The 25,831-nt window shown below is 58.8% G+C and carries 19 protein-coding genes and 1 riboswitch; of the genes, 6 read left to right on the top strand and 13 right to left on the bottom strand.

Going from position 1 to position 25,831, the window contains the following annotated elements; all coding sequences use genetic code 11:
- Positions 1-53: 53 nt before the first annotated feature.
- Positions 54-1,265, top strand: coding sequence for a DUF2125 domain-containing protein (locus QQJ84_RS01935; RefSeq protein ID WP_284256237.1), 1,212 nt, complete (start codon positions 54-56; stop codon positions 1,263-1,265).
- On the opposite strand, the gene QQJ84_RS01930 is transcribed toward QQJ84_RS01935, so the two are convergent.
- The 3 genes from QQJ84_RS01930 to QQJ84_RS01920 form a co-directional block, all read right to left on the bottom strand.
- On the bottom strand, positions 1,235-1,984 hold the full coding sequence (locus tag QQJ84_RS01930; protein WP_284256236.1) for an ABC transporter permease: 750 nt from the start codon (positions 1,982-1,984) through the stop codon (positions 1,235-1,237). The two genes, QQJ84_RS01935 and QQJ84_RS01930, sit on opposite strands and share 31 nt — an antisense overlap.
- Positions 1,981-2,715: an ABC transporter ATP-binding protein gene (locus QQJ84_RS01925; protein WP_284256235.1), complete on the bottom strand. Its 735-nt coding sequence runs from the start codon at positions 2,713-2,715 to the stop codon at positions 1,981-1,983. Before QQJ84_RS01925 ends, QQJ84_RS01930 begins: the two co-directional genes overlap by 4 nt.
- 1 nt (position 2,716) lies before the next feature.
- Entirely contained in the window at positions 2,717-3,676 is a 960-nt protein-coding gene (locus QQJ84_RS01920) for an ABC transporter substrate-binding protein (protein ID WP_284256234.1), read from the bottom strand.
- A riboswitch (TPP riboswitch) is annotated at positions 3,666-3,761 on the bottom strand. Its footprint overlaps the gene before it by 11 nt.
- A 116-nt stretch (positions 3,762-3,877) precedes the next feature.
- Between QQJ84_RS01920 and QQJ84_RS01915 the strand changes: the two genes are divergently transcribed.
- The 3 genes from QQJ84_RS01915 to QQJ84_RS01905 all read left to right on the top strand — a co-directional run bounded on the left by QQJ84_RS01915 (position 3,878) and on the right by QQJ84_RS01905 (position 9,646).
- Positions 3,878-4,711 (top strand): class I SAM-dependent methyltransferase, encoded by an 834-nt coding sequence (locus tag QQJ84_RS01915; protein ID WP_284256233.1) that lies wholly within the window; start codon positions 3,878-3,880, stop codon positions 4,709-4,711.
- A gap of 236 nt (positions 4,712-4,947) precedes the next feature.
- A complete protein-coding gene (car, locus tag QQJ84_RS01910; RefSeq protein ID WP_284256232.1) occupies positions 4,948-8,532 on the top strand; it encodes a carboxylic acid reductase in 3,585 nt (1,194 codons plus the stop codon).
- Between the two features lie 124 nt (positions 8,533-8,656).
- Positions 8,657-9,646, top strand: coding sequence for an AraC family transcriptional regulator (locus QQJ84_RS01905; RefSeq protein WP_284256231.1), 990 nt, complete (start codon positions 8,657-8,659; stop codon positions 9,644-9,646).
- A 53-nt stretch (positions 9,647-9,699) separates the two neighbouring features.
- Here QQJ84_RS01905 and QQJ84_RS01900 read toward each other — a convergent pair whose 3' ends face one another.
- On the bottom strand, positions 9,700-9,891 hold the full coding sequence (locus QQJ84_RS01900; protein ID WP_284256230.1) for a hypothetical protein: 192 nt from the start codon (positions 9,889-9,891) through the stop codon (positions 9,700-9,702).
- 65 nt (positions 9,892-9,956) lie between these two features.
- Here QQJ84_RS01900 and QQJ84_RS01895 point away from each other — a divergent pair, with 65 nt between their 5' ends.
- On the top strand, positions 9,957-10,778 hold the full coding sequence (locus QQJ84_RS01895) for an RMD1 family protein (protein WP_284256229.1): 822 nt from the start codon (positions 9,957-9,959) through the stop codon (positions 10,776-10,778).
- Here the strand turns inward: QQJ84_RS01895 and QQJ84_RS01890 are convergent.
- Complete coding sequence (locus QQJ84_RS01890) at positions 10,775-11,044, bottom strand: hypothetical protein (protein WP_284256228.1); 270 nt, start codon at positions 11,042-11,044, stop codon at positions 10,775-10,777. The genes QQJ84_RS01895 and QQJ84_RS01890 overlap by 4 nt on opposite strands.
- Before the next feature lie 75 nt (positions 11,045-11,119).
- Here QQJ84_RS01890 and QQJ84_RS01885 point away from each other — a divergent pair, with 75 nt between their 5' ends.
- On the top strand, positions 11,120-12,523 hold the full coding sequence (locus tag QQJ84_RS01885) for an aldehyde dehydrogenase family protein (protein WP_284256227.1): 1,404 nt from the start codon (positions 11,120-11,122) through the stop codon (positions 12,521-12,523).
- A gap of 76 nt (positions 12,524-12,599) precedes the next feature.
- On the opposite strand, the gene QQJ84_RS01880 is transcribed toward QQJ84_RS01885, so the two are convergent.
- From QQJ84_RS01880 to QQJ84_RS01845, 8 genes are all read right to left on the bottom strand, one after another.
- Entirely contained in the window at positions 12,600-13,658 is a 1,059-nt protein-coding gene (locus tag QQJ84_RS01880; RefSeq protein WP_284256226.1) for an NADPH:quinone oxidoreductase family protein, read from the bottom strand.
- A gap of 40 nt (positions 13,659-13,698) precedes the next feature.
- Entirely contained in the window at positions 13,699-15,180 is a 1,482-nt protein-coding gene (locus QQJ84_RS01875; protein WP_284256224.1) for a phosphotransferase family protein, read from the bottom strand.
- Positions 15,177-16,271, bottom strand: coding sequence for a DUF7065 domain-containing protein (locus QQJ84_RS01870; protein WP_284256223.1), 1,095 nt, complete (start codon positions 16,269-16,271; stop codon positions 15,177-15,179). Before QQJ84_RS01870 ends, QQJ84_RS01875 begins: the two co-directional genes overlap by 4 nt.
- Positions 16,272-16,339: 68 nt before the next feature.
- Positions 16,340-18,550: a CaiB/BaiF CoA-transferase family protein gene (locus QQJ84_RS01865; RefSeq protein WP_284256222.1), complete on the bottom strand. Its 2,211-nt coding sequence runs from the start codon at positions 18,548-18,550 to the stop codon at positions 16,340-16,342.
- A 175-nt stretch (positions 18,551-18,725) separates the two neighbouring features.
- On the bottom strand, positions 18,726-21,122 hold the full coding sequence (locus QQJ84_RS01860; protein ID WP_284256221.1) for an efflux RND transporter permease subunit: 2,397 nt from the start codon (positions 21,120-21,122) through the stop codon (positions 18,726-18,728).
- Positions 21,123-21,136: 14 nt separating this feature from the next.
- A complete protein-coding gene (locus QQJ84_RS01855; protein WP_284256219.1) occupies positions 21,137-22,198 on the bottom strand; it encodes a WD40/YVTN/BNR-like repeat-containing protein in 1,062 nt (353 codons plus the stop codon).
- Positions 22,199-22,367: 169 nt separating this feature from the next.
- Positions 22,368-23,783: a DUF1329 domain-containing protein gene (locus tag QQJ84_RS01850; RefSeq protein ID WP_284256217.1), complete on the bottom strand. Its 1,416-nt coding sequence runs from the start codon at positions 23,781-23,783 to the stop codon at positions 22,368-22,370.
- A 20-nt stretch (positions 23,784-23,803) separates the two neighbouring features.
- On the bottom strand, positions 23,804-25,489 hold the full coding sequence (locus QQJ84_RS01845; RefSeq protein WP_284256216.1) for a DUF1302 domain-containing protein: 1,686 nt from the start codon (positions 25,487-25,489) through the stop codon (positions 23,804-23,806).
- Positions 25,490-25,831 lie beyond the last annotated feature (342 nt).

The raw sequence follows: 25,831 nt of genomic DNA, 5'->3' as shown, positions 1-25,831 counted from the left end.
TCAAGGGTGGGGCAGTATGGCCGCATAAATATAGCCCGAACGGAGTTTTTACCATGCGGTTCATCGGCAGAGTTTTGGGCATGGCCGTGGTGGTCCTGGCGGCCGTCTGGCTCGGGCTTTGGTGGTGGACGGAGAGCCAGATGCAGGACGGCTTCGCCAACTGGGCCGCGCGCATGCAGAACCAGGGCAACATTACCGTGAGCTATGGCCGCATGAACCGGGGTTATTCACCGCTGGCGGCCAGCGTGACGCTGACCAATATGCAGATTACCGTGCAGCCGAACCCGGCCCGGCCGCCCGTCTCCGTCACTTTGCCAAGTTTCGGCATGGAGATCGACGCGGCTGACCCGCAGATATTGCATTACAACCTGCCGGGGCAGATCACCATCAACACGCCGCGCGCCAGCGTCGCCGCCACGTTCGGCAACATCGCCCTGACCCAGCAGATCGACCTCGACGCACTGGCGAACAAAGAAATCGACCCGTTCAAGGCCTCCGATTTTTCAGCCAGCAACATCAATCTTCTGGCCAGCGGCGGCAGCCTGCTGCTGCTGCATATCGACAGCATCAACTCCCATGCCACCATCAACCGCGCGGCCGGTGCCTCCGGCTCGGCCTTAAACTGGACCGATGATTTTAAAGGCATCTCGCTCTCGCCCTTGCTCACCCGCCTGGGCTCGGTGCCCTTTGGCGGCAGTGTCACGGAGCTGGCGGTCAGCATGAACCTCTCCGGCCCGGTTCCCGCCAATTGGGACGCGCTGGTCGAACAATTCAACGCCCTGCCGGCGGCGAACAGGGCGGATCGCGGCAAAATCATGCTGCAGGCGGCGCGTGCCTGGGCGGCCGGGGGTGGGAATGCCAGCGCCAGCCTGAAGCTGGTGGCTGGGCCGAGCACGCTGAATGCGAGCGGCAATGTGAAATTTGACGCCAAGGCGCAGCCCTCGGGCACGGCGGATGTCACCGCGGACCATCTAGACGCATTCTCCGCCGCCATAACCGGCGCGTATCCACAGACGCAGGACAGGATCAGCGCGATCCAGGCGCAGCTCTCACCTTATCTCTCCAGCAGCGATAGCGGTGGGCAGACGTTGGGCATGCATGTGGTTTATGGCGCGGGTACTGTGGCTATTAACGGCGAAAAAGTATCGGACCTGCCGCCGATTGACTGGGATGCGCTGGAAAACCCGCCAGCCCCCACGCCGCAGGCGCCGGGGGATGGCTCCGGCGCCGCGGCTCAGCCGCCGGTGGTATCGGGCGCCCAATAAAGCAGGCGGCGCAACAGGCGGTCCACCAGCACATAAAGCGCGACGGTGAGGGCCGCCAGGATAAACAATGCCGCGAACATCAGTGCTGTCTGGATGCGCGCGTTGGCGTTGAGCATGATGTAGCCCAGGCCCGAGGAGGCCCCGGCCCACTCACCGATGATCGCGCCGATGGGGGCGATGGCGGTGGCCACGCGCAGGCCGGAGGCAAAGGCCGGCAGCGCGGCCGGCAGGCGGATGTGGCGCAGCATCGCGTAGGGGCTGGCATTCATCGTGCGCGCCAGATCCAGCCAGCCGGGCGGCGTGCGGCGCAGGCCGTCAGCAAAATTGGCGGTCACGGGGAAAAAGATCACCAGCATCGCCATGATGATCTTCGCCACCATGCCAAAGCCAAACCACAGCACCATCAACGGCGCCAGCGCGAACACGGGGATTGCCTGGCTGACCACCAGAACCGGCATCAGCCAGCGCTGCAACACGGGGGAGAATACGATTCCCAGCGCCGCGATACCGCCCAGCAGCGTGCCGCAGAGCAGGCCGAGCAGGATTTCCGCCAGCGTGACCAGCGTATTGGCCAGCAACAGGCCACGCTGCGTCCACAACGCCACGGCAACATCACCAGGCGGCGGCAGCATGAAGGGCGGCACGGAAGAATAGCGGGCCGCCAGCCACCATAGGGCGAGGAACACCAGGAAGGTGGTGGCTGGGCGAGCGCCCCTCATGGCGCGGCTGCTTCGGTGAGGGTGCGCATCAGCGCGCCCTGGGTCTGCAGCAGGGCAATATCATCGGCCGCGCGCGGTGGCGGGCCGGGCACGTGCAGCGGCTCACTCAGCCGCGCCGGGGCGCCGGAGAGCACAAACAGCGCATGGCCAAGACGGCAGGCCTCCAGCGGGTCATGCGTGATCAGCAGCACTGTGCGCCCGGCCAGAAGTTCCGCCGCCAGGTTTTGGATTTTGAGCCGGGTGATGCTGTCCAGCGCGGAGAACGGCTCGTCCATCAGCACAATCGGCCGGTCCTCATAAAGCGTGCGGGCCAGCGCCACGCGCTGACGCATGCCGCCCGAGAGGGTCTGCGGCAGCGCATGCGCCTGCGCGCCCAGCCCCACCCGCTCCAGCAGATGCAAGGCCCGCTCAGGCTCCGGCCTGGCGCCCCGCAAGGTGGCGCCAAGCATCACGTTACGCAGCGCGCTGGCCCAGGGCAGCAAAAAATCCTGCTGCGCCATATAGGCGATCCGCCCGGCGAGCGGTGCACGGTCAGTTGCCGCAACGCCGCCTGTGGCGGGCGCTTCCAGCCCGGCGATGATGCGCAGCAGCGTGGTCTTGCCCACCCCGCTCGGCCCCAGCAGCGCGGTGAATTTTTGCGCGGCGATCTCGAAGCTCAACCCCTCGAAAACGGTGACGCCGCCAAAATGAAGCGACAGATCCCGCACCAAAATCCCGGGAGGTGTCTCCACCTTAGGCCTTGATCTCCACCGCGTAGGTATCCAGCGGCAGGGATTTTTTGATGAGTCCGGCGGCGAACATGAAATCGCGGTAGCGGGTGTAGCGCGCGGCATCGAGCTTCGCCGGGTCAGCCGCGAAGGCGCCCGGCAGCGCATGCCAGGAGGCGATGTCGAGTCTGTCGTTCAGGCTCGGATTATCCTTAAGGAACTGCGCCAGCACCGCATCGCCGTGCAGGGCCAGATAATCCGCGCCTTCCTTCACCGCCGCGATGAATTTCGGCAGGGCCGGGTTGTCCAGCGCCTTCAGGTTGGCGAGCATGATCAGCTCGTCGGAGGGCGGCACACCATAATCCTCGGGCAGAAAGATCACCGGGTTCAGCCCGGCCTGGGCCAGTTGAATATCCTCATAGGTGCGGTAGGTGCCGATCACGGCATCCACCGCATGGCTCTGCAACGCGCTGACAAGGTTGAAATTGACGTTGACCAGCGTGACATCGCTCAAAGCCAGGCCAACTGATTTCAGCATGGTGCCGATCAGCACCTCCTCCACCCCGGCGATGGAATAGCCAATCTTTTTACCCTTGAGGTCGTGCAGGGTGGTGATCCCCCGGCCGCCCAGCGCGGTCAGCGTGTTCAGGGGCTTGTCGATCAACGTGCCGATGCGGCGCACGGGCAGGCCCTGGTCCACCAGCAGATAAAGCTGGGTCTGGTAGCTGAGCGCCACATCCGCCTTGCCGGCGGCGAGCAGGCGCGGCGGCAGATCGGGGTCGGTGGGGGCGATCAGCGCCACATCGAGCCCCGCGCGGGCATAGGCGCCAATGTATTTGGCGGCGAACAGCGGCCCATGGTCTGGGTTGACGAACCAATCCAGCAATACCGTGAATTTTTGCGGCATTGCGGCGCGGGCAAGCGGGCCGGCCAGAGCGGCGCTCGCGGTGGCGGCGGACAACAGGGTACGGCGGTGTAGTCTCATATGCACTCCCTTCGCTGGCATTACCCAGACAGGTTCAGCGGGTTTGATCTCAGCCTGCGGATTGCAGGCACCCCGGTTGAGCTGATGTTTTTAGGATTCCACGCGCCGCGTCAAGCCGCCGGACCTGCAATTGCCCTTTTACAGAAATCCAGCATGGACGTATGCTGGCCGCGCTTCTCACTCGGATTGGGAGCCGGCACCATGACACTCGAACAAACAGTCGCGCGGCACTACGCGCACGGATCACTGGAGCGCGACATTTTCGACGCCCTGGCCGCCACGGGAAAAAACCTTAGCCACCTCGTCCCCGCCGATCTTTCGCCCATCGATGAATTCCACATCGGCGGACGACAGGCGACCGTGGACTTCGCCGCCGAGCTGGGGTTCAAGCCGGGGATGCTCCTGCTCGACATCGGCGCGGGGCTGGGCGGCGCGTCGCGCTATTTCGCCCATGAGCAAAGATGCCGGGTGACCGGCATTGATATTACCGAGGACTATGTCCGCGCCGCCAAAACCCTGGCGCGGCATGTGGGGCTGGAGAGCGAGGTGGCCTATCTGCATGGCAGCGCGCTTGATCTGCCGTTCGAATCGGGCAGCTTCGATGGCGCCTATATGCTGCATGCCGGCATGAACATAAGGGAAAAATCACGGCTGTTCGAACAGGTGCGGCGCGTGCTCAAACCCGGAGGCCTGTTCGGCATTTATGATGTGATGCGCGAGGATATCTCGGCGGAGCTGAACTTCCCCCTGCCCTGGGCCGCGACGCCCGAGGCGAGCTTCGTGGAAACCACCGCCACCTACCGGCACCTGCTGGAGGGGGCCGGATTTGTGGTTCGCAAGGAGCGCAACCGGCGTGCATTCGCCATCGCGTTCTTCCAGCAGATGCGCGCGCGCATGGCCCAAAGCGAAGGGCCGCCGCGGCTTGGCCTGCACCAGCTAATGGGCGGGACGGCGCCGCAGAAAATTGCGAACATGATCGATAATCTCGAGCGAAATCTGATCGCGCCGGTGGAGCTGATCAGCGCCGCGGTTTAAACAGTATGATATCTCGTTGCCGCCAACGCGTTCATGCTCTGAAACCAGCGGCGGATCATCGGCGGCACGGCGCATGAGCCGGATCAGCCCCCCGCGGGACAGCCACTGCCCGCGCGTGCTGGATTAATCGTTAAATGTTCTGGACGATTTGCGAGATATATGATGGGAGAAACCGTGGCAGGCTGACTGCGTGAATGTTAGCTTACCCCTCTAATGCCAATAATGAGGGGGAAAAAATGGTCCAGGACTTCAACCAGCAGCATCTTATCGAGAAAGCGGGCGTGCGTATCTGGAAAATGGCCGAGGCTGATCCGCAGCTCAAGGCACTGAAGCCCCTGGAGGATGTGACGCGCAGGATTCAAGAGCCTGACATATCATATCGCGAAATCATCGCCGCGACGCTGAACGGCTACGCCGGCCGCCCCGCCATGGGGTCGCGCGCCTACGAGATCAGGCTGGATGCGCGCACGGGGGAAAGCTTCAGGCATTATCTGCCTGCATTCGAAACCATCAGCTACGCGCAGCTTCACGGGCAGGTTGAGGCCATTGCGAATTTCTGGCGGCACCATCCGCACCATCGCGTCGCCCCGGGGGATATGGTCGCGTTCATCGCCTTCACCGGCGCCGAGATGGCGGCGGTTGATCTGGCCTGCATCTATGCCCAGGCGGTGTGCGTGCCGCTGCAGGCCAATCTGTCCCAGCCGGATATGGAAGAGGTGCTGCGCGATACCGCGCCGGTCACCATGGTTGCGAATATCGACAATCTGGCGCTCGCAACTGATTATGCGTGCAGCCAGAACACGATCCGCAGCCTGATCGTGATCGATTATGATGACCAGATTGATGCTGAACGCCGGTTGCTTGAAGCATCGCGTGAGCGGCTCGCGAAAAATGGCGGCACGGTGAGGTTGACGGCATTCGCCGAAGCGGTCAGCCATGGCGGACAATTCGTGTTCGAGCCGCTGCCGCCTTCGCCGCGCGGCCGCGACAATATCTCGATGATCATGTACACCTCCGGCAGCACGGGCACACCGAAAGGTGCGTTGATCCATGATGCGATCAGCATTCAATTCTGGAGCTGGATGCCGGTTTATGTGCCGACCGTGGCCATGGGCTATGCACCGATGAACCATTTTATGGGCCGCAACATGGTGCATTCCGCCCTTGCGCAGGGCGGCACCGTTTATTTCACGCTGAAGAGCGACATGTCCTCCCTATTCGAGGATATCCGCATCGCGCGCCCCACTTTCATCACCTTCATTCCGCGTGTGTGCGAGCTGGTCTATCAGCACTATCAATCCGAGGTTCAGCGCCGGCTTGCTGCCGGCGAGACGCGCGAAAACGCCGATGAAGCCGTCCGGGAGGAGATGAGAAACTCCTTCCTGGGTGACCGCCTGAACGCCGGTGGCGTTGGCAGCTCGCCCACCGCGCCGGAAGTGCGCCAGTTCATGGCGGAATGTTTCGATATCCCCATCATCGAAGGCTATGGCTGCACGGAAGCGGGCGGCGGCGCGATGACCTGGCTCAACAGGATCGTTCCCCGCGTTGTGCTTGATTACAAGCTCGCCGATGTGCCTGAACTTGGCTATTACACAACGGACCGGCCCTTCCCGCGCGGTGAGCTGCTGGTGAAAACCGCCCTCACGATCAAGGGATATTTCAAGCGACCGGAGGCGAGCGCGGCGATCTTCGACGCGGATGGCTATCTTAAAACCGGCGACGTTATGGAGGAGCAAGAGCCGGGGTATTTGGTCTGGGTCGATCGGCGGAACAATGTCATCAAGCTCTCCCAGGCTGAGTTTGTGGCCATCGGGCCTTTGGAAGCCGTGTTTCTCGCCCAGAGCAAGTTCATAAAACAGATCTACGTTTATGGCAGCTCCCAGCGCTCCTTCCTGCTTGCCGTGGCCGTACCGGCGCTTGAGCTTGCCCAAGCGCGGCTTGGCCACGCGCCGAGCGATTCTGAGCTGAGGGAGCTTGTACTTGGCGACCTCCAGAACGCGGCGCGGGATGCAGGGCTGAAATCTTTCGAGGTGCCGCGCGATGTTTTGATCGAGCGGGAAGCTTTCACCCTTGAAAACGGCCTTCTCTCCAGCGTGCGCAAGCCGTTGCGGCCCAATCTGAAGCGGCGTTACGCCGGCAGGCTTGAGGCCATGTATCAGGAGATTGAACGCCAGCAGCAGGACGAACTCGCATTGCTGCGCGAGGGAGGGGCTGGCCAATCAACGCTTGATCGCGTTGCCGGCGCGTTCAAGGCAAATCTTGGTCTGGCATCGTTTCATGGCGGCAATCACCAGAGCTATGCCGACCTTGGCGGCGACTCATTCGGCGCGGTGAGCCTCACGCTGCTGTTCGAGGAGATGTTCGGAATTTCGGTGCCGGTCAGCATTGTGCTGCATCCCTCGGCCAGCGCCTCGCGCCTGGCTGCCTATATCGACGATGCGCTCAGCAATGCCGGGCCACTGGAACGCTACAAGCAGATCCATCCTGATCCGGAGCGGGTGCGCGCCACCGATTTCAAACTTGACGTGCTGTTAGATGCGGCAACATTGGCCGCCGCGAAGGTCGCCGCGCCGGCTGTCAGTGTCAGCAGGACAGTGCTTCTGACAGGTGCGAACGGCTTTCTTGGCCGGTTTCTGTGCCTGGAATGGCTGGAGCAGCTTGCCAGGATTGACGGTAAGCTCATTTGCATCATCCGTGGCGCGGATGCGCAGGCGGCGCGGGCGCGGCTGGATGAGGCCATCGGCACCTTGGACCACGACCTGGCCGAGCGCTTCCAGACACTTGCTTCCCGCCACCTGGAGATGTTGCCCGGCGATCTCGCGACGCCAAAGCTTGGGCTGAGCGAAGCAAGCTTCGCGCGGCTTGCCTATGAGGTGGATCACATCGTGCATCCCGCCGCGCTGGTGAATCACCGCCTCTCCTACCGGAATCTTTTCGAGCCAAACGTGCTGGGCACGGCGGAACTCATCCGTCTGGCGCTGACGGAGCGGCTCAAACGATTTGACTACATATCCTCTGTCGCGGTGCCGCATATGGGCGCCGACCTCGCGCGCGGCCCGGAGTCGATGGACGTGCGCAAGGGCGCGCCGGAGATGCCGCTGATCGACATGTACGCATCCGGCTACGGGGCGAGCAAATGGGCGGGCGAGGTTATGTTGCGCGAAGCAAATGAAGAATTCGGCCTGCCGGTGAATGTATTCCGTGCCGGCATGATCATGCCTCATGCCCGTTATCTGGGGCAGATCAATGTCACCGACATGTTCACGCGGCTGCTGTTCAGCCTCGTGAAAACGGGGATCGCGCCAAAATCCTTCTACGAGCTTGGCCCGAACGGCGAACGCCAGCCTGCGCATTATGACGGGTTGCCGGTTAATTTCCTCGCGGCGGCGATGCAGCAGATTGGCGCCCGGCCGTATAGTGGTTTCTTCAGCTACAACCTGATCAATGTTCACCACGGCGACGGTTTGTCGCTCGACACGGTGGTGGATTGGGTGGAGAGCGCGGGTTACACCGTAAAGCGGATCAACGATCACGAGGAATGGGCCCGCAGGTTTGAGGATAAATTGCGTAACCTGCCTGATAATGAGCGGCAGAAATCCTCGATGTCGATCCTCGGATACTTCGCGGCGCCGCATCCGCCCAACCCGGTGCCGGTTAGCAGCGCGGACTTTGAGGCCATGGTGAAGACCATCCCGGCCGGGCCGGAGGTGCCTCAACTCAGCGAGGAATATATCCACAAATATCTGAGGGATATGAGCTTGCTGGGGCTGATCGAGCAGCCGAAGGCGAGCGCGGACGTGATGTCTCGCCCTCCGGCTTAATTCCAGCGCTTGCGCGGCGCCAGGAAAGGCATTTAGACTTTTGAGCCAAAAGGCAGGCGGAGCGCCAAACTCATGCACGACCGAAACTGTCTCGAATCATCTCACGCGCAATGTGAGGCCCGGCTTGCCCACCGATAGGCAGGCCAGGCCCCCGGGCCAGCTCAGCGAGGTTTTGCTGCGCGACTTGCGGGTTATTGAGGCCCGTGTCTCGGTTGTCGAGCTTGGCGGCGTGGCGGCCGTGTTTCCAGAGGCCGGGCGTCCGGTGCTGCATGTGGTGCTGGAAGGCTGCGTCTGGCTTGATGCCAGCAGCCAGCAGGCTCCGGCCATACGCCTGGAGAGCGGCGAGACGGCGCTGATGTTCTACGGTGACCAGCACCGCCTGAGTGGCGTCTCCGGGCCGGTGCTGGAGGAAGAGGTCATAATCGATACCCCGCCGCTGGAGGAACCGTGCCATATTGCGGTTGGCAATCTTCCGGTTCTGGCGGTCGTGATGTCGTGTGTGCTGGAACTTGCCTATCTGTCGCCTGCGGCCCGGGCGGTGCGCGCGGCACCGGCGGTTCTGGTTATGTCCAAGACCGGAGCAGCCCCTCATGGCCGGGCGCTGGCCGGTGATCCGAAGCAATGGCATGAGGCCTTGCGCGGGCCGGGCGCATCCGCCTTCGGCAGCATGCTGGCGAGCCTGTGTTTTGTGCACAGCATGCGCGGCATGTACCATGACTCCTGGCAAGACCAGCCGATGGAGGTTCGTGCCCCAAGCACGCGCTGGGTCAATGCGGCGGTTATTCTGCTGCACTCGCGGCCTGACCGGTCCTGGACCGTTGTGAGCCTGGCGCACGCGGTCGGCGTCTCGCGGTCACGTTTTGCGGCGGGGTTCGCGGCCATCATGGGTATGCCGCCTATGGCCTATCTCACCCGGATCCGCATGATGCGAGCGGCCCAACTCATTGAGGCTGAAGACATTCCGTTCTCTGAAATCGCGCGGCGGACTGGTTACCCTGTGCATACCTCGTTCACGCGGGCTTTCGCCGCATTTCATGGTGTGTCCCCGACTGCGTTTTTAGCCCGGTTACGGCAGGCCAAAAGCGGCAAAGACCATGCGGCGCCATTGCCCTGAACGCAGCTGATGGAGAATATTTTTTGTGCGGTGCTGGCGAAAATGCCCCGCTCTCAAGAGTTTTGGATTGAAACCGGGGCCGCCGGATGGCCTTTCGCCCGGATTGACGCCAATGGCGCCACCGCGCGTGCCATCGCGGGATGCCACAACGCGATCTGACCAGGATCGGCGGCAAGACGCTCACTTTTTACTTTAATGCTCACCTTCATGCGTTTAGCCTGAACCTTCCGGTTAAACCTGATCATGCGTTGATCCGGTTGGCCGCGCGGCTTGGCGGGCATACAGGCGATAACGCAACAGGAATATTACCATGCAAGACGTAATGGGCAAAACCTGGGCTTCAAAGCTTATCAGGGTACGCACGTGGCTGCTGGCCGAACGCCTCGACCCGCGGCCGCTGGAGGTGGAGGGGGCATTGGATACGGCACCGCTGGTGCTGCGGCTTCCGCAGGATGGCGCCGCTGTTGTGTTCCGCTACGGGGCTCTGGTGTTGTTCAATGCCAGCGACGCCGTTGAGCAGGCGTTTCTGGACCATCTTGCCCCACTGCTGACCGAGCCGCTGGCAGTCCGCGAAAAGGATGACGCTCGGCTGCGCGTTGATCCCGCGGCCGAGGAGCAGGTCGATACCACGGGCGTCATCGTGATTCGGGAGATGAACATAGAGCGGCTTCAGGCCATTGCCATCGTCTTGGCGAAAAGTGTCATTCTATCACATTACGAGATGCGTCTGGCCACTGTTTTCGACCGGATCGACCCCCTGGCGGCTGATCTCGCGATCAGGGCGCGAAACCGTGGCAGGGGGCGTGAATTGATGCGCCATATCGGCAAGGTTTTGCTGATCCAGCACAAGATGGTCGGCCGTGTTGAAATTGGCGAAAAACCTGAATTGCTCTGGGAGCACCCGGAGCTTGAGCGACTCTACGCCCGGCTTGCCGAGGAGTATGAGCTGCGTGAACGCGACCGCGCGCTTGACCGCAAACTTGATGTTATTTCGGGGACGATGCAGACCCTCCTGGGGCTCGTGCAGAGCGAGAGTAACCTGCGTGTCGAATGGTACATCGTGGCACTTATCGTCGTCGAGCTGTTGCTCGTGATCTATCCACCCGCATTATGGCAGCATTTTTGGCCTTAATTGATGAATTTTGCAGAAGAAGAGGTGACTGACCAAATTCGAACACCTGGATAATCCCCCGGCTTCCGGCCTGCCCCTGGCGGCAGCATCCCGTGCCCTTTGAAGGCAGCGCGGCATAAGCCGTTCATGCGGAAATCGTCAAATAAGTTGTTAATGATCATTATATAATTCATATATTGACTGTCAGCAAAGATACGGGAATAGGATTTATCCGGTGCCCACAGCTGTTTAAAATAAAATTGAAGAAAACAAATACGCGCATTCATGGCCGGATGATTTTACCTACCATGTGAATTATGAGGCCCGGCTTGTTTAAACCAGATAAATTTAGGGAGAAAAAAATGAACGATTACCGCCTACTTATCAACGGGCAACTCACGCCCGGCGCTCTGAACATGGACGTGCTGAATCCAGCAACAGGGGAGATTATCACCCGTTGCCCGCGCGCCGATGCCGCACAGGTTGAAGCTGCCGTGCAGGCGGCGAAAGCTGCGTTCCCCGCGTGGTCCAAACTCACCATTGAAGCCCGCCGCGCCAGACTTTTTGCCATTGCCGCCAGCCTGGAAGCTCGGCTTGAGGAATTCGCCAGGCTGCTGACCACTGAACAAGGAAAGCCTCTCGCTGACGCAACGGGTGAAATCGGCGGCGCGGTTGCCATGCTGCGTATTCTCGGCAGCATGGAACTTCCTACAAAAATCCTGAAAGAAGACGAGCGGGAAAAAATCGTCGAACATCGCACGCCGCTTGGTGTCGTCGCCGCGATCACACCCTGGAATTATCCGATGACCATCCTGATGGTCAAAATCACGCCCGCATTGCTCGCCGGCAATACCGTCGTGGCGAAACCGGCTCCCACGACACCTCTCTCCAGCCTGCGATTTGCCGAAATCTGCAATGAGCACCTCCCCGCTGGCGTGTTCAACATGATTACCGACCTCAACGACCTTGGCGGCCTGCTCACAAAGCACCCGGATGTCGCGAAGATCTCCTTCACCGGCTCCACCGCCACCGGCAAAAAAGTCATGGAAAGTGCTTCCGGTACGCTCAAGCGCGTCACACTTGAACTCGGTGGCAACGATGTCGGCATTGTGCTCGACGACGCCGACCCCAAAGTGGTCGCACCAAAAATTTTCGCCGGCGCCATGATCAACGCCGGCCAGGTGTGCCTGGCGATCAAACGCCTCTACGTTCATGACTCACTCTATGAGGAAATGTGCACCGAACTGGCGACTCTGGCGGATGCCGCCATTGTTGAGGACGGCATGAAGCAAGGTGTCCAGATGGGACCGCTCCAAAACAGAGCGCAGTATGAAAAAGTCAAAGCGTTGATCGAAGACACCCGCAGTGAGGGCACAATTATCGCGGGCGGTGTATTCCCCGAAGGTCCGGGTTATTTTATCCGCCCCACCATTGTCCGCGACATTGGCGATAACGCGCGCCTCGTCCGCGAGGAGCAGTTCGGGCCGGTGCTGCCGGTGCTCCGCTACTCCAGTATCGACGACGCGATCGCCCGCGCCAACGATACAACCTACGGCCTGGGCGGCACGGTCTGGACCGCGAATCCGGAACGCGGCCTTGAAGTCGCGATGAAAATCGACTCAGGTATCGTCTGGGTAAATCAACATTTGAACGTCCACCCTGATGTTCCAGCTGGTGGCGCCAAGCAATCCGGCATGGGGTCGGAACTTGGTCTTGAAGGGCTCGCCGAGTTCACGCAAAATCACATCGTGTACGTCGCCAAATAATTTTTAACATAATCAGATAAAATCGGGGCGCTTCGCGCAAAGAAAGCGTCCTGATTTTTTAGCGAGCTGCTCGCCCTCACCCCGCCCGATCCGTCACCAACACAACACGCCCCGTTGCTTTCCGCTCAGCAAGCAGGCGCATGGCCTCAGCAGCATCTCTCAGCGGAAACACCGCGCTGATGTCGGGACGCAGCAAGCCTTTTGCATACCATCCCAGCATCCTTTCCATCGCCTCGGGGCTGCGCCCAGGTTGGCGGATAATATCCTCGGCCGGCTGAATACCCATCACCACGGCATTTTTAAACAATATCGGCCCGAGCGATACTTTCGGCACGCCCGCGGCAAAACCAACGGAAAGGTAACGCCCCTCCCAGGAAAGCGAGCGCAGTGCCGGTTCAGCATAAGTTCCGCCGACACCATCAAAAATCACATGGTATCCCGATGCGTCGCGGACGGAACTGATCTTGACCTCAACGGGTGATGCGGCGCCAGTGTTTTTTGTATGCGTGAACAATGCCTCCGCCAATTCCTTCTGACCAGCAAGATCAAGCGGCCCCTTGGGATATTGCAATCCCGCATCGGCACCAAAGCGCGCCGCCAACACCAGCTTTTCTTCCGAGGACGCTCCGGCGACAACCCTTGCTCCCAGCGCCTTGCCAATTTGCACCGCCGCCAGACCGGCGCCACCACCGGCTCCCAATACCAGCAGCGTCTCACCGGGCTGCAACTTCGCCCTGTCATGCAAGGCATAATGCGCAGTCATCGACGCGACATAAAATGTCGCGGCGGCACGCATATCCATATCATCAGGAATCCGGAACACTTCATGCTCTTCGAAAATGACTTCCTCGGCATAAGAGCCAGAAATGCACGTTCCCAACACGCGCTGCCCCGGCTTCACAGAAGTAACACCCGGCCCCGTCCGCAACACCACGCCAGCGGCCTCCACGCCAGGAACAATCGGGAAATTCCGCTTCAACTGCGAGCGGCCCTCCACCGCTAACACATCCGTAAAGTTCACGCCCACGGCATGCACTTCAACCAACACCTCCCCAACGCCCGGAACGGGCCGGGCAAGGTCCTCATAGCGAAGCTTCTCTATCGGCCCAAACTCGCGACAAACAATGGCTTTCATTTAAGCATTCCTCCTAGAGTTCAGTGCTGGCGGCGCGGCGTTATGTTTCCAGCGCCAAGGCTTCAGCCAACGACTTTGCCTGGTAGAGATTGAGCCTATCCTGAAAATGGCTGGCGCAGATCATTGCCTCGATATCGCCGCGCGTCCCGTTCAGATAATTGTTACGAAGCCGCGTCTCGTTCACGCCATGCTGGAGGAAAACGATAATCGCATAATAGGCCACAGCATGCGGGTCGCAGGCAATTGCCGGGCCACCGGCCTCGACATAGGTTGCCACAAAATCATCCCAGCCGATAATTCCGCCGGTCATCAGCATCTTGGCCTGCGCCAGATCTTCCGCCGGGTCACCGCGTTTTGCCAGTTCCCAATCGAGCAGGGCCACAACGTGGCCATCGCGCGTCAGCACATTATGCGGCGCGAAATCACCGTGGATCAACGTAACCGGCCGCTCCGGCGGTAGAGGATTCGCAGCCAGCCAGGCAAGGCCAAGATCGAGCCCCAGCGAGAACGCCGGTTTCTCCAGCGCCCGCCACTCGGCGCTCAGTGTTGCGATAATGTCATCACGTGCCTTGGCGATCGCCGGATCGGGTGCGGCCTCCAGCGTGCCGCGATGCAGATCCGCGAGCAGGCGCGCAACTTCCCTCCCGAATTGCGGCCCGATATTCGTGCCCCCCTTCCGGCGGTCCTCATAAAACGGCGAGCCCGCCACCTTGGCATCCTCAACCTGCGTGGTGACGACAAAAGCTCCGCCCAGATGGCTTGCATCCGGCTCGAAAAACAGAGGCTTGGGTACCGGCAGCCCAAGCTGATACACTCGCTCCAAAATCGGGTATTCATCACTCAAGACCGCCTGGGTGATCGCGTTCGGAATATCCAACCGCAACGTCAGCCGCCGCGGCAAAACGCCATTTTCGGGCAGCGTGAAAAGCGCCGTGATTTTTGAAAATCCCCCCGATGCAACAACAAACTCTTCCAGAGGATCATCCGGCAACTGAGGATAGCGCTGCTTCAGATAAGCTGCGAGGCCGGTGCGCAATGCGCTTGCCTTGTCAACCGCCACCTCCGCCTTACGGTTGCCATGTGCGGAAAAACTATCCTCAAAGGCCTGGTTCACCCGCAGCAATGCCCCGGAAGCTTTTTGCATCCATGCGCGCGCTTGCGGATCCTTCGCACGCAGACGCTCTACAAAATCGTCAAAAGCCTCCGGCGCGCAAAGCTGTTTCTGCACGGATGTCATCCGTCGATCCAGCGTCTCGCGAATTTGCCCAGGCTGCTCCAAATCTCGCGTTGCCGCCGCCAAACCAACCGCCGCGACTTCGCCTTCCAGCTCTTCCCATTGCCGCAGGGTTTCCGCCGCAATGGCATTCCCGTCTATAAAATCCGAGGCAATCCGGTCCAGCAACAACAGCAGTATGCCGTTCAACCTGCGCACCCCATCCGATTGCAGATCGCCCATGACCGGCCCAGCGAGCGCCGTGGAGATGGAGGTAATAAAGCGATGCAAATCTTTATCGCGGATCATGGCAGCACACCTGTTGCATGAAGAGAACGCAATTGCGTGATCCGTTCGAAATGCCCCATGCCCTCCTCGCCATTCCATGAATAGCGCGTGGGGCATTCGCAGAACTGGAATCCCTTCCCTGAAAAAGCCATATCCGTGCCTAGCAGTTCATGATTGGGCGACAAATTCGTAGTGGAGAGGGCATGTACCAGCTCTCCGGTAATCACTTCGTATCCCGCGGCCGTCGCCACCACAACCCGAAAATGCCTCTGCGCTGGGTCCGCCAACGGATCAGCCGCCACGCTGGCAAGGGGCGCCGCCTCGCCCTCACCCGCTGGCGCCTCAATAAAACGAACTGTCTCCAGCGGGTTGCCATCGTTGCGGAAGATATAACCACCCTTGATGAAGAACGGTCCAACCCTCGTTCCCATCAGCATCAGCGCCTTGCCACTGGGGAAATACGCATTCACCCACATGCTGCTCACCATCGGGGTATAATCGCGCGGACCAAAGGAGTGATCCCTGTTGCCCGCGCCCTCAAAAGCCAGCGTCTTGCCGGCAACCGTGAGGCTGCCGCCTACCTTGCAGATTTGTTCCCAGTGATGCGACTTTGACTCCTCGCTTGTGTCATCCGCGACAAACACAAAACCTTTGGACAGATCGCTCTTTCCAAGATCCCACATCGGCGCGGCGCCTTCGAACACAAGATCAAATTTCGCCACCTCGGCAATTGCGCTTGGATGCGGGTGGTTAGCCGCGGCAACACGATCGGATTGTTCCAGTAATCCATCGAAGCTAAGTGCCCACCGCCGCATTGGTTCCAGGCAGCGCACGCGCATTGGTCCCGCGCCAGGACCATCCGCGGTGCCGTCCCGCCCCAAATAGCGTCCCACCAGCAGTTTTCCGCCCGGAAGATAAACGCCAATCACCGCGCGCCAGATGTCTGTATCCGTCGGCTCGCGGCCAATATGCAAACTGATGGCATGGTCCGCTTGCCTGTCGAAGCCAAAGAAATAGTAGTACTCGGTCCAATTCGGCTTATCCTCCGCCGGATGCGGAAGCTCGTCGTGTGGATCAACGTCAAACGGGTTCAGCAAAGCAGCATCCAGCATGAAATTATGTCCTTGTCGTTTCCATCATACGGCAGGCGCCCGCCTCCCGTTAAATCAGCAAACCAGTTTCAGGAGACCGCCTTCTTTGCCCAAAGCGCGTCAATCTCCGTCTCGCTCATACCTATCTCCACAAGCACCTCGCGCGTCGACTCACCCAACAGCGGCGCATGCCCGGGCACACCAGTCGATGAACGCGAGAACCGTAGCATCGGGCCAAGCTCGCGCACCTCCCCAGATTGCGGATGAAATGCGCTGCGGATTGTCCCGGCGGCATGCAGGCTGGGATCATTCAAAATTTCCCGCTCATTGTTTTTCAGACATTTTTCAGCCCACACGCCGGCCGCATCCAACGCGCCGAGCAGCTCATCCGCCGGTCTCGCGCGCACCGCGTCCGCAATCAGGTTGGCCTCCCCGGCCCCCCACTGCATCGGCTCGCCGGTCAGGGCGCCGCTCAGCCCCAGCACCTTCGCCAAAGCCGCCCCAGCGGCAGCGCCACGCACGGCAATGGCGATCCAACCATCAGTAGCCTCATAGAGCGCTTCCGCGGGGCCGTAACCAGTCCGCGACGCATTCAATGGCTCTGCACCCTCAAAATGGCCATCAGGCCGCTGCACAAGCTCTGAGAGCAGATAAATACCGGCGCTCACGAGGGCACAGTTAACCGTCGTGCCCTCACCCGTCCTGGCACGATGATACAGCGCCGCAAGCGCGCCGATGGCTCCGAGCAAACCGCCGGCATAATCCACCATGGAAGTCCGGTTCCACAACGGCTCATTGCCCTTGCCGCCCGCCCGGTACTCATGCCCGCACAAGGCCTGCATCACCAGGTCAAACCCAGCGCGTTCCGCCAGCGGACCGCTGCTGCCATAGGCCGGGCTCTCAAGCACGATAAGTTCTGGCTTTTCAGCGTGCAAACTATCCGGATCAATCCCCAGCCGGGCGGAAACGCCGGTCCTGAAATTGCTTGTGACAATGTCAGATTTCGTGCAGAGCATTTTCGCCAGGGCCAGCCCGTCAGGGTGTTTCAGGTCAATTGAAATCGCACGCTTGCCTCGGTTCACCGGCGACCACGACCGGAAAATACTGCGATTCGGGTCGCCCGCCGGGGTTTCAACCTTGATCACCTCCGCACCAAGATCCGCCAGCACCAGCGAAGCGTAGGGCCCGGCGACAAAAGCGCCGAAATCGATGGCGCGCACGCCATCCAAAGGCCGCGGCCCCACCTGTTTAGGCGGCCCGGCGAAGGGGGCTTCGCAGGTCTCGATGACAATCGGCTGACCAACATGGCGCGTACCATCAGCATCCGTGACAATTGTGCCATTATGCCGGATCTGCGGCAGATCCCAGCATGCGCCGGGCGGGAGCACCGGCTCGGCAGGCAGGCCGAGTGCCCAAATTCGCTCCAGCAGCTCCCCACTTGGTTTTTTCGCCACATGCTCGGCCAGAAGATCGATGTTCCCGAAAAAGTTTTTTGGATCATCGGTGGGCTTGGGCATCCCGCTGTCATTGGGCAGCACACTCGGGTCGTCGATCTCCAGTGCCTGATACATGCGGTATTTAGAACCCGCAGCACCGATCACGATATGCACATACACCCCGTCCGCGCAGCGGAAGATCAGCGGGTACGGGTCCTTCGGCATAACAAACTTCGTATTCTCGGTGGGTTTGTCGACATCACACCACAACCCGGCCGCCCAGTTCAACGCCCCTTCAAATAACGACGTCGCGACAACCTGCCCCTTCCCGCTGCCCTCGCGCTCGTAGAGGGCTGCGAATAGCCCCACCAGACCACGGCATGCAGCGCCGTAACTCGCAGGCGCGAAGCTCATAACCAGCGGGCGTTTGGAATAATGTTCATAAGCGAGCCCGGAGCGTGCCTGCACGAGCACATCCGTCGCGGGGCGGCCAGCATATTTGGTTCCAGCCGGATAAGCTTCAATATCCAGAACGATCAAACGCGGATTCTGCGCCGCCAAAGCCGTCGCATCATGTCTTGCCAGGCCGGGGTAATCCTCGCCGCCGGTAATGCAAATGTCCGCCCGGGCAAGCAACCGGTTGAACGCCACCGTGGAGTGTGCGGCCTCATGGTCAAATTTATTGCCACGGCGCCAGACTTCATAGGCTGGATAGATCGTGCCAAACGGATCGGACTGCGCGGGCGTTACCCGGATTATCTCAGCGCCCCATTCACCGAGAAATTTTGAAACCAGTGCGGCCGCCATGCCGGCGCCCAAATCCACGACGACGATATCCTTCAAAATCCGCGGTTCAGAAGCCATGCCATAGACCTTTCTTCAAAGCGATCCTTAACGGCTGCTGACAACCGTTCCAAATGCCGCTGCTTCAAAGTCAGACGGCCCGCACAATACTCGTTACCCGCAATGCCATCCGCAGAAAGCATCGCCAGGACAGAAAACAACTAACCTATTTTGGTCCGCCCCTTGTTTCCATGCCTCACTGGGATTCCACGGCGGGCTTGAACAATGATTGTGGGAGCAGGAAATACGCCAGTGAGGGAACGAGAATCATCGCGCCGAGCATGTTCCATACAAACATGAACGATAGCAGCAATCCCATGTCAGCCTGGAATTTAATCGGGGCGAATACCCAGGTCACCACACCGGCCGCCAAGGTAAACCCGGTCAGCAGCACGACCTTTCCCGTAAACAGAAGCGTACGATGATAAGCGTCCGAAAGGCTCGCCCCTGCCCGCAGTTGTTTAAGGCAAATGCTCAGTACATAGAGAGCATAGTCGACACCTATGCCGACACCAAGCGCAATCACCGGAAGCGTCGCCACTTTGATGCCTATGTGTAACCAGACCATCAGCGCCTGGCTGAGAATTGAGGTGAGGACAAGCGGCAATACCGCGCAGAGCACCGCCCGCCAGGAACGGAAGGTTACAAAGCAGAAGAGAATCACGGCCGCATAAACCAGATAAAGCATCTGATCATTGGCCTGCTTGATGACGATATTGGTCGCGGCTTCAATGCCGGCGTTGCCGCCTGCCAGGGAGATTTTAAAACCGGCCCCCTGGTTAGCCGGGTTTGCGATGAATTTCTGTATGGTCGCGACCACATGGTCCAGTGTCGCCGCTTTATGGTCGACGAGTGAGACGTAGAGCGGCAAAAAGCTACAATCTGGATTCACCAGACGGCTCGGCGCGTAGACGATATAATCGGTCATCGTAAGATCAAGCGCGTCCCATTTAGGCGCATCCTCGGTCAACAGCATCGTGGCCATGGCCGCAAAGGATGCGAGAGACTCCGTGGACTTCACTTCATGCATCTGGTCTAATTGCCATTCCAGACCATCAATTGTTGAAATTGTCTTATAGTCGGTGCATTGCCCCGGCGTCGTATCAATCATTACGACCAGTACATCACTGCCGGTCGAATAATGACTCAGGATATATGCATTATCCTTGTTGTACTGCGAGGCTTGCCGCAACTCCGGTGCGCCCTGGTTCAAATCGCCAACCTGCACACCACGGCCAACATACCAGCCAACGCAACCAAGGATCACCGCCAGAAAAATTGCCATGGTGGCATAGCGGCGCTGGGTAAACAGATCGAGAAAATCCCATAACGGATGTGAGACCCGCCCGCCTTCCTCAGCCATTTCGGTGCGCATGCTGCGCACCGCCGCCTTGCGGCTAACCCCTGTATAGCTCAGCAACATTGGCAGCATTATCAAGTTCGTGAAGATCAGGATACCCACACCCATGCTGGCAATCAGCGCCAACTCGCGAATCGCCTCGATTTTTATGGTCATCAGCACGCCAAAGCTGGCCGCATCACAGGTAAGTGCCGCGAACCCGGCCAGGAACAGCCGCCGGAACGTGTAGCGTGCGGCGACCAGCGGATGCGTGCCACGCCCGATATCCTGCATAACGCCGTTCATTTTCTGCGCGCCATGGCTCATACCAATGGCAAACACCAGGAATGGCACCAGCACCGAATAGGGGTTGAGATCAAAGCCGAGTATCGGCAGTAACCCCATTTGCCAAGTGACGGCCACAAGAGAGGCCGTTACCACCAGCAACGTGCTCCTCACACAGCGCGTATACCAAAACAACGCGCATGTCGCGATCAGAATTGAGACCGCGAAGAAGGCTAGAATTTCGTTGATTCCGTTGATCATATCGCCAACCACCATGGCGAAACCAACAATATGCAGCGTCACTCCCTGGGAGGCATATTCCTTGCGTATGCCATTCAAATCCCGTGCAAGCTCGCCGTAGTTCAACGGTTTTCCCGTGAGATTATCGTTCTCCATCAACGGCACATAAATCATGCTCGACTTGAAATCAGGACTGACGAGTTCGCCGATTTTTCCCGTTTTCGCAATATTCTGCCGGACGATCTCCAACTGCGCGGGACTGCCATCATAATACTGGCTGATTACAGGCCCCCCCTCAAGCCCGTCGGGGGTGACCGCCAGCCAGCGTGTCAGCGGCGTCCAGAGCGAGGTCATATACCCTCTGTCAACGCCCGGCAGAAGGTAGACCTGGTCACTAATCTTCTGCAGGACCGAGAGATAGTGCGCGTCAATGATCGTGCCCTGATTGGCGCTCACCACGATGCGGACAGCATTCCCCTGACTTTGCAGCTCGTCATAGTGCTTAAGAAAATTGACGATAAACGCTTGGTGCGTCGGAATCATCTTCTCGAAGCTTGCATTCAGTTTTATCTGCGTCGCCGAGAAGCCAAAGAACAAAGTTGCCAGGAGGCAGGCCAGTAGAATAATCGGCCGATGATTAAACAACAGTCCTTCCAGAAATGAACCGGACTTTCGATCAAATTGGGAAATATCGGCAATGACGGGCGATGGATCAGTATGAATGGTCACGAAATTCCCCCGTTCTAATTTACGCCGAAATCTTGGGCAGGAACACGCTGCACACCAAGATTTCCGACAAACACGACATCACCATTCGCAGCCTGCACAAGATCAAACAGGCCCATTTTCTGAGGTTCCGGCAAGCGGGTGAAGCTGTGAGCATGATCGCGGGAAACATAGATCACACCCGCTTCACTGACGACGACAATGACGCCCGATGCGAGCGTGCGCGCGGCAAGCAAATTGGCCTCTGATCCAAACGTCTGTACCGTTTGCCAGGTCTTACCGCCATCTTCGCTGCGATACGCCTGCCCCGCGACACCAAACACAAGCACCCCGTTGTTATCGCCTGTTGCAACAGCGCCAAACATGGTCGCATCAGTGGGTGCCGTTACAGCTGGAAAATCATTGCCGCCGTCAGTTGAAATGAAGACATTTCCAGCCTCGCCAGCGATAACAATATACGGCCCGATTTGCTCCACATCATAGAGATTATGGCTGATCGGATCCCCTATATGCAGGCTCCAGTCAGTCCAGGTTTTTCCGCCATCTGTTGTTCTCATCGCCATACGGTAGCCCCCGAAGGCAATCGCGTCATTCGCGCTCAGCGCCAAAACGGTGAGAAATGGCTTATCCGCGCCGGCCGCCATGAATATATTTGCCCGGTGCAATGCACGCTGGGCTACTTCCGAATTCGGGTCTTGCGCAACGGCCTGGTTGGCAGCGTCAAGTGTAAGCTGGTTTGCCTGGATGCCATTGAGCTGCAGTTGCCAAGTGGCGCCAGCGTCAGACGTATGGAGAATCACCCCATAATGCCCCACCGCCCAGCCTTGCGCCGGCGTTGCGAAAGCAACCGCCGTTAGCAGAACGCTAACCGGCACGCGCGCCTGCGTCCAGGTTTTGCCATTGTCATCAGAGTAGATAATCACACCATGTTCACCAACCGCCACAAGCCTGTTACCGGCTTTCGTAATGGCAATCAGCGTTACCTGATCCGGCACCTTGGCTGCCAACGCTGGTGTATCGAGCGGCCGGATACCCGTTGGCACCTGACCGTCAGCCCGCAGCGGCGTCGAGATCAGCATGCACAACAGGCCCAGAATAACAGTAAAATGGCGGCGTATTGGCATTATTATCGTACTCACTTCACCGATCACGAACGCACTAGGCTAAAAAGACAAAAGGTGCGCCCCAAACAAAACCCCTGTTTGAGGCACACCGCTGGTCAGGCTGCCGCTTGGGAGCGGCGCCTCCTTAATACTGACCCGCCGCCGCCATTTGTTGCGGATTGAACGTGCTATCGGGAATTGGCGTCAGCAGGTAGGGCTGGTTATACGGCGGTGAATTCCAGGGGGCCTGCACAGTCACATAATTGCCCGTCTGGAAATTGTAGAACGCCGGCGTTCCCATGGAAACAGCAGGAATATCTGGCCGGTTTTCATTGAAGATATGCACAACGCGAAGCAGATTGCCTTGCGCATCGTAGGAGTCAGTCGCCGCGATGGTCCATGTATCCTCGTCAACATAGAACACACGGTGCGGCAGCACGTTACGCTCACCTGGGTGCAACGTGGCATCAACCACCCATACACGATGCAGTTCCCACCGCACCAGATCCGGATTAATGAAATGGTTCCCATGCGCCTCAAACTGGGTTGCATTCCACAGCTTGTTGTTGTTGTAGGGGATGTACATCTCCTTCTTGCCGAGCGACTTCCAGTCGTACCTGTCCTGCGAACCGTACCAACCGTAGCTTTCGTCATAATTGATAAGGTCGTTGGCCTGCGTTTCCGGCGTGTCATACTGTAGTTCCGGCGCGCGGCGCACACGCCCTTGACCCACCAGATATTCCCAGATCTTGACCGGATTCTCCAGCTGATTCGTCGTGTTCAGCTCCATGTAGATCTGCCCCTTGGACTGCGGCGGGGCAAACACCGGCCCCAGGAAGTTGCGCAGTTGGCCCCTGTGAGGGCCGCTGTCGAAGGAGGCAGCATCACCGCCGGGGAAGTAGTAAGGGCAGGACTGCGTCACCCGGTCACCCGTGGCCAGCACCAACTGGCCATCGATCATTGTATAAATACAGAGATTGCGCGTCTGATACGGGCCGAACCACCGGAAGGAATGGTTTTGAATAATCTGTGCGCCAGCCTCAAGCGGATCGTTCGGGTCGGGGATCGGGAACGGAATGGCGCCGTAAACACCCGAAACGCCAAAGCGCGAACCGCCCGCGGCCGGCACCGCACCCGTCACGTTCTTATACGCGTTGTCATACACTTCCTGCGTGGCAATCGCGGTACGATGGGTCGGATACACATCGATCCGGAAGTCCGGATACTTCTGCATCATCGCCTGCGTGCCGGGTGTCAGCTTGTCTTTGTATTGCTCCATATTGGAGGCATTGATGCTGACAATCTTCGCGTCGCTGGCGAAGTAGTCAGGCAGAATGCCCCATGGGCCGCTGCCCTCAAGCGGCAGATTTTCGCCGGTCCAGGCCGGGATCGAACCATCCGCATTGCCCGCGCGCTCGGCGCCGATCGGGGTTAGTTCACTCTTGAGCCGGTCGGCATCCGCCGTCGTCAGCGCCGCGCGTGCCCTCTGCGGAAGACCAACCCCCGCACTCATCGCCGCCGCGCTGACTGCACCCATCAAACCAAAACTTCTTCTTTTCATGGTTGTTTCTTCCCTGATTCTTAGAATGTATGCGTAAGGTTGAATCCGACATACCCGCGATCGGCCGTTGGATTGAGCGCGTTAGCCTTCCCGAGATAGTCGTAATAGGTCACCTCGGCCGTCCAAGTTTGCTTGTAAATGGCTTGAATACTGACATTTACGTGGCCAACGCCATTGTTTTCGGTTTGGTCGAACTGCGAGCGGTTAAACACGCCCATGCCGAAGCCGATCGGAAAGTTCCACTGAACATTTGGAACCGCAGCAAAGAAGTAGGTCGGGGTAAGCTGAAAGGCAATCTGGCCAGCCGTGGCATCGCGGCCTGGAGCCAACGCAGCCTTGTTTTTTGACACGCCAAGCACGGTGTTTGATACAAATTCGCCCAGGAACGACAAACCACCTGGATCAAGCGGTAACGGTGGCGAAATATACAAAGTTGAAATCTGTTCGTTCAACACGCGGCCGACGGCCCAGGCCGGGGAGCCATTCGCATTACCGGGATAGGCCGAACCACCCAAACCGCTGTCCAAATTCACATTCGGACGATACGAAATTTCTCCCGCGACGTTAGCTGGCCCAATGGTGGTGGAGATCGAAGCACCGTACAACTGCAAGTCACGTGGGTAAACCAGCCAGTAACTGCCCGCATTTACGCCGCCCTGAGGAATTGACGGCCCCTTCGACGGATCTGGTGCACCAACATAGATCTCAGGCGTTTTGGAATCATAGCGCAGCGCATACACGCCAAGATCGAAATTACCAAGCGTCGCCTGTAGGGAGACACCGAACTGGCCGTTACCGATCGGCGGGCGGTTATCCTTGATACGGTAAAGCCCATAAGGACCTCCAACAAGAATCCGCTGCCCACCCTTGTCGAGAATGTCTGCGCTGCTGAAATAAGAGCCTACACCCTGGAAATTATCCGGCGCCCATTCAGACTGATAATAAGCCTGCAGGGTATATACGGTGTTTGGCTGATAGGTTACGACCACCTGCGCGGTCGGCAGGAACACCTGCGAGGCCAGCGCATTCGGGTTGCTCTGCGCGAACTGAATATCAATCGGCGCCATGGCCGCGGAAATACCATCACCGGCGATCAACAGGCTCTGCCCCCAAAGCTGAGTCTGACGGCCAATTTTAACAGTGATTTCCTGCTGGTTATTCGCCCCAAAATACTCCGAGCCATAAACAAAGGCATCCAGAAGCTTGGCATTTTCACCATTCTGATTGCGCGTCGCACTCGTGAAACTCGATGGATCGGTAATCGAAATCGGGTTTAAGGTGGCCGCTGAGTGATCTTGGCCCTTTTGCAGATAAACGGTGTTCAGATAAGCTTCACCGCTGACATGCAAGCCGTAATTGCCGTATTTGACGTCAAAAATCGGGTTAACTTCGAATTCATTCGAAACCATGCCATGCGGAAACTGGCGGTCGCCTTCATCGCCGTTGACATTGGCCAACAACACCTTGGACGGATTATTGACACGAAAAATATTTGAATAACCAACCGTCGTATCGAGGTTGATCTCGAGTTGCTGACCATCATACTGGCCGTTGTAGAAGCTGTACGCATGCGCCGCATGCGGCGCCAAAAGTGTCACGACACCCGCCGCCGTGCCCGCGAGCATCAAGGCGGAGAGGTGCGCATATCGAGATGGAATACTCGACAGCAACCGCTGCTTTAAAATCGTTACATCCTTTGTTTTCATTGAATTTATCCTTCCCAGTTGATCTTGCACGCCACCAGTTTAAAGCTGGCGATTTTTTATTACTCTAGCGCATATCAATAAGCTTTTAGTACCTGTCAGACCTTCAACACTCAAATGAGGCATTGCTCACGCCCACCAAGCAACCCGCAATCTCAGAACATTCCGCGAAAAACGACTGGAAGCCAGCCTAAATGGATCAATACCCCGCCCCTTCAACCTACACCGCGACGGATAAATCCACCCAGCATTTAAGAACGATAATTTTGTCCACGCCTCCCCCTCATAACAACACCACTTATGACGACGGTAACTACAAACTACGGTCTGTGAACTTTTGCCTGA

The sequence above is a fragment of the Acidocella aquatica genome (assembly GCF_030160635.1).
GTDB classification, from domain to species: domain Bacteria; phylum Pseudomonadota; class Alphaproteobacteria; order Acetobacterales; family Acetobacteraceae; genus Acidocella; species Acidocella aquatica.
This window is presented reverse-complemented; position numbering and strand designations above follow the sequence as displayed.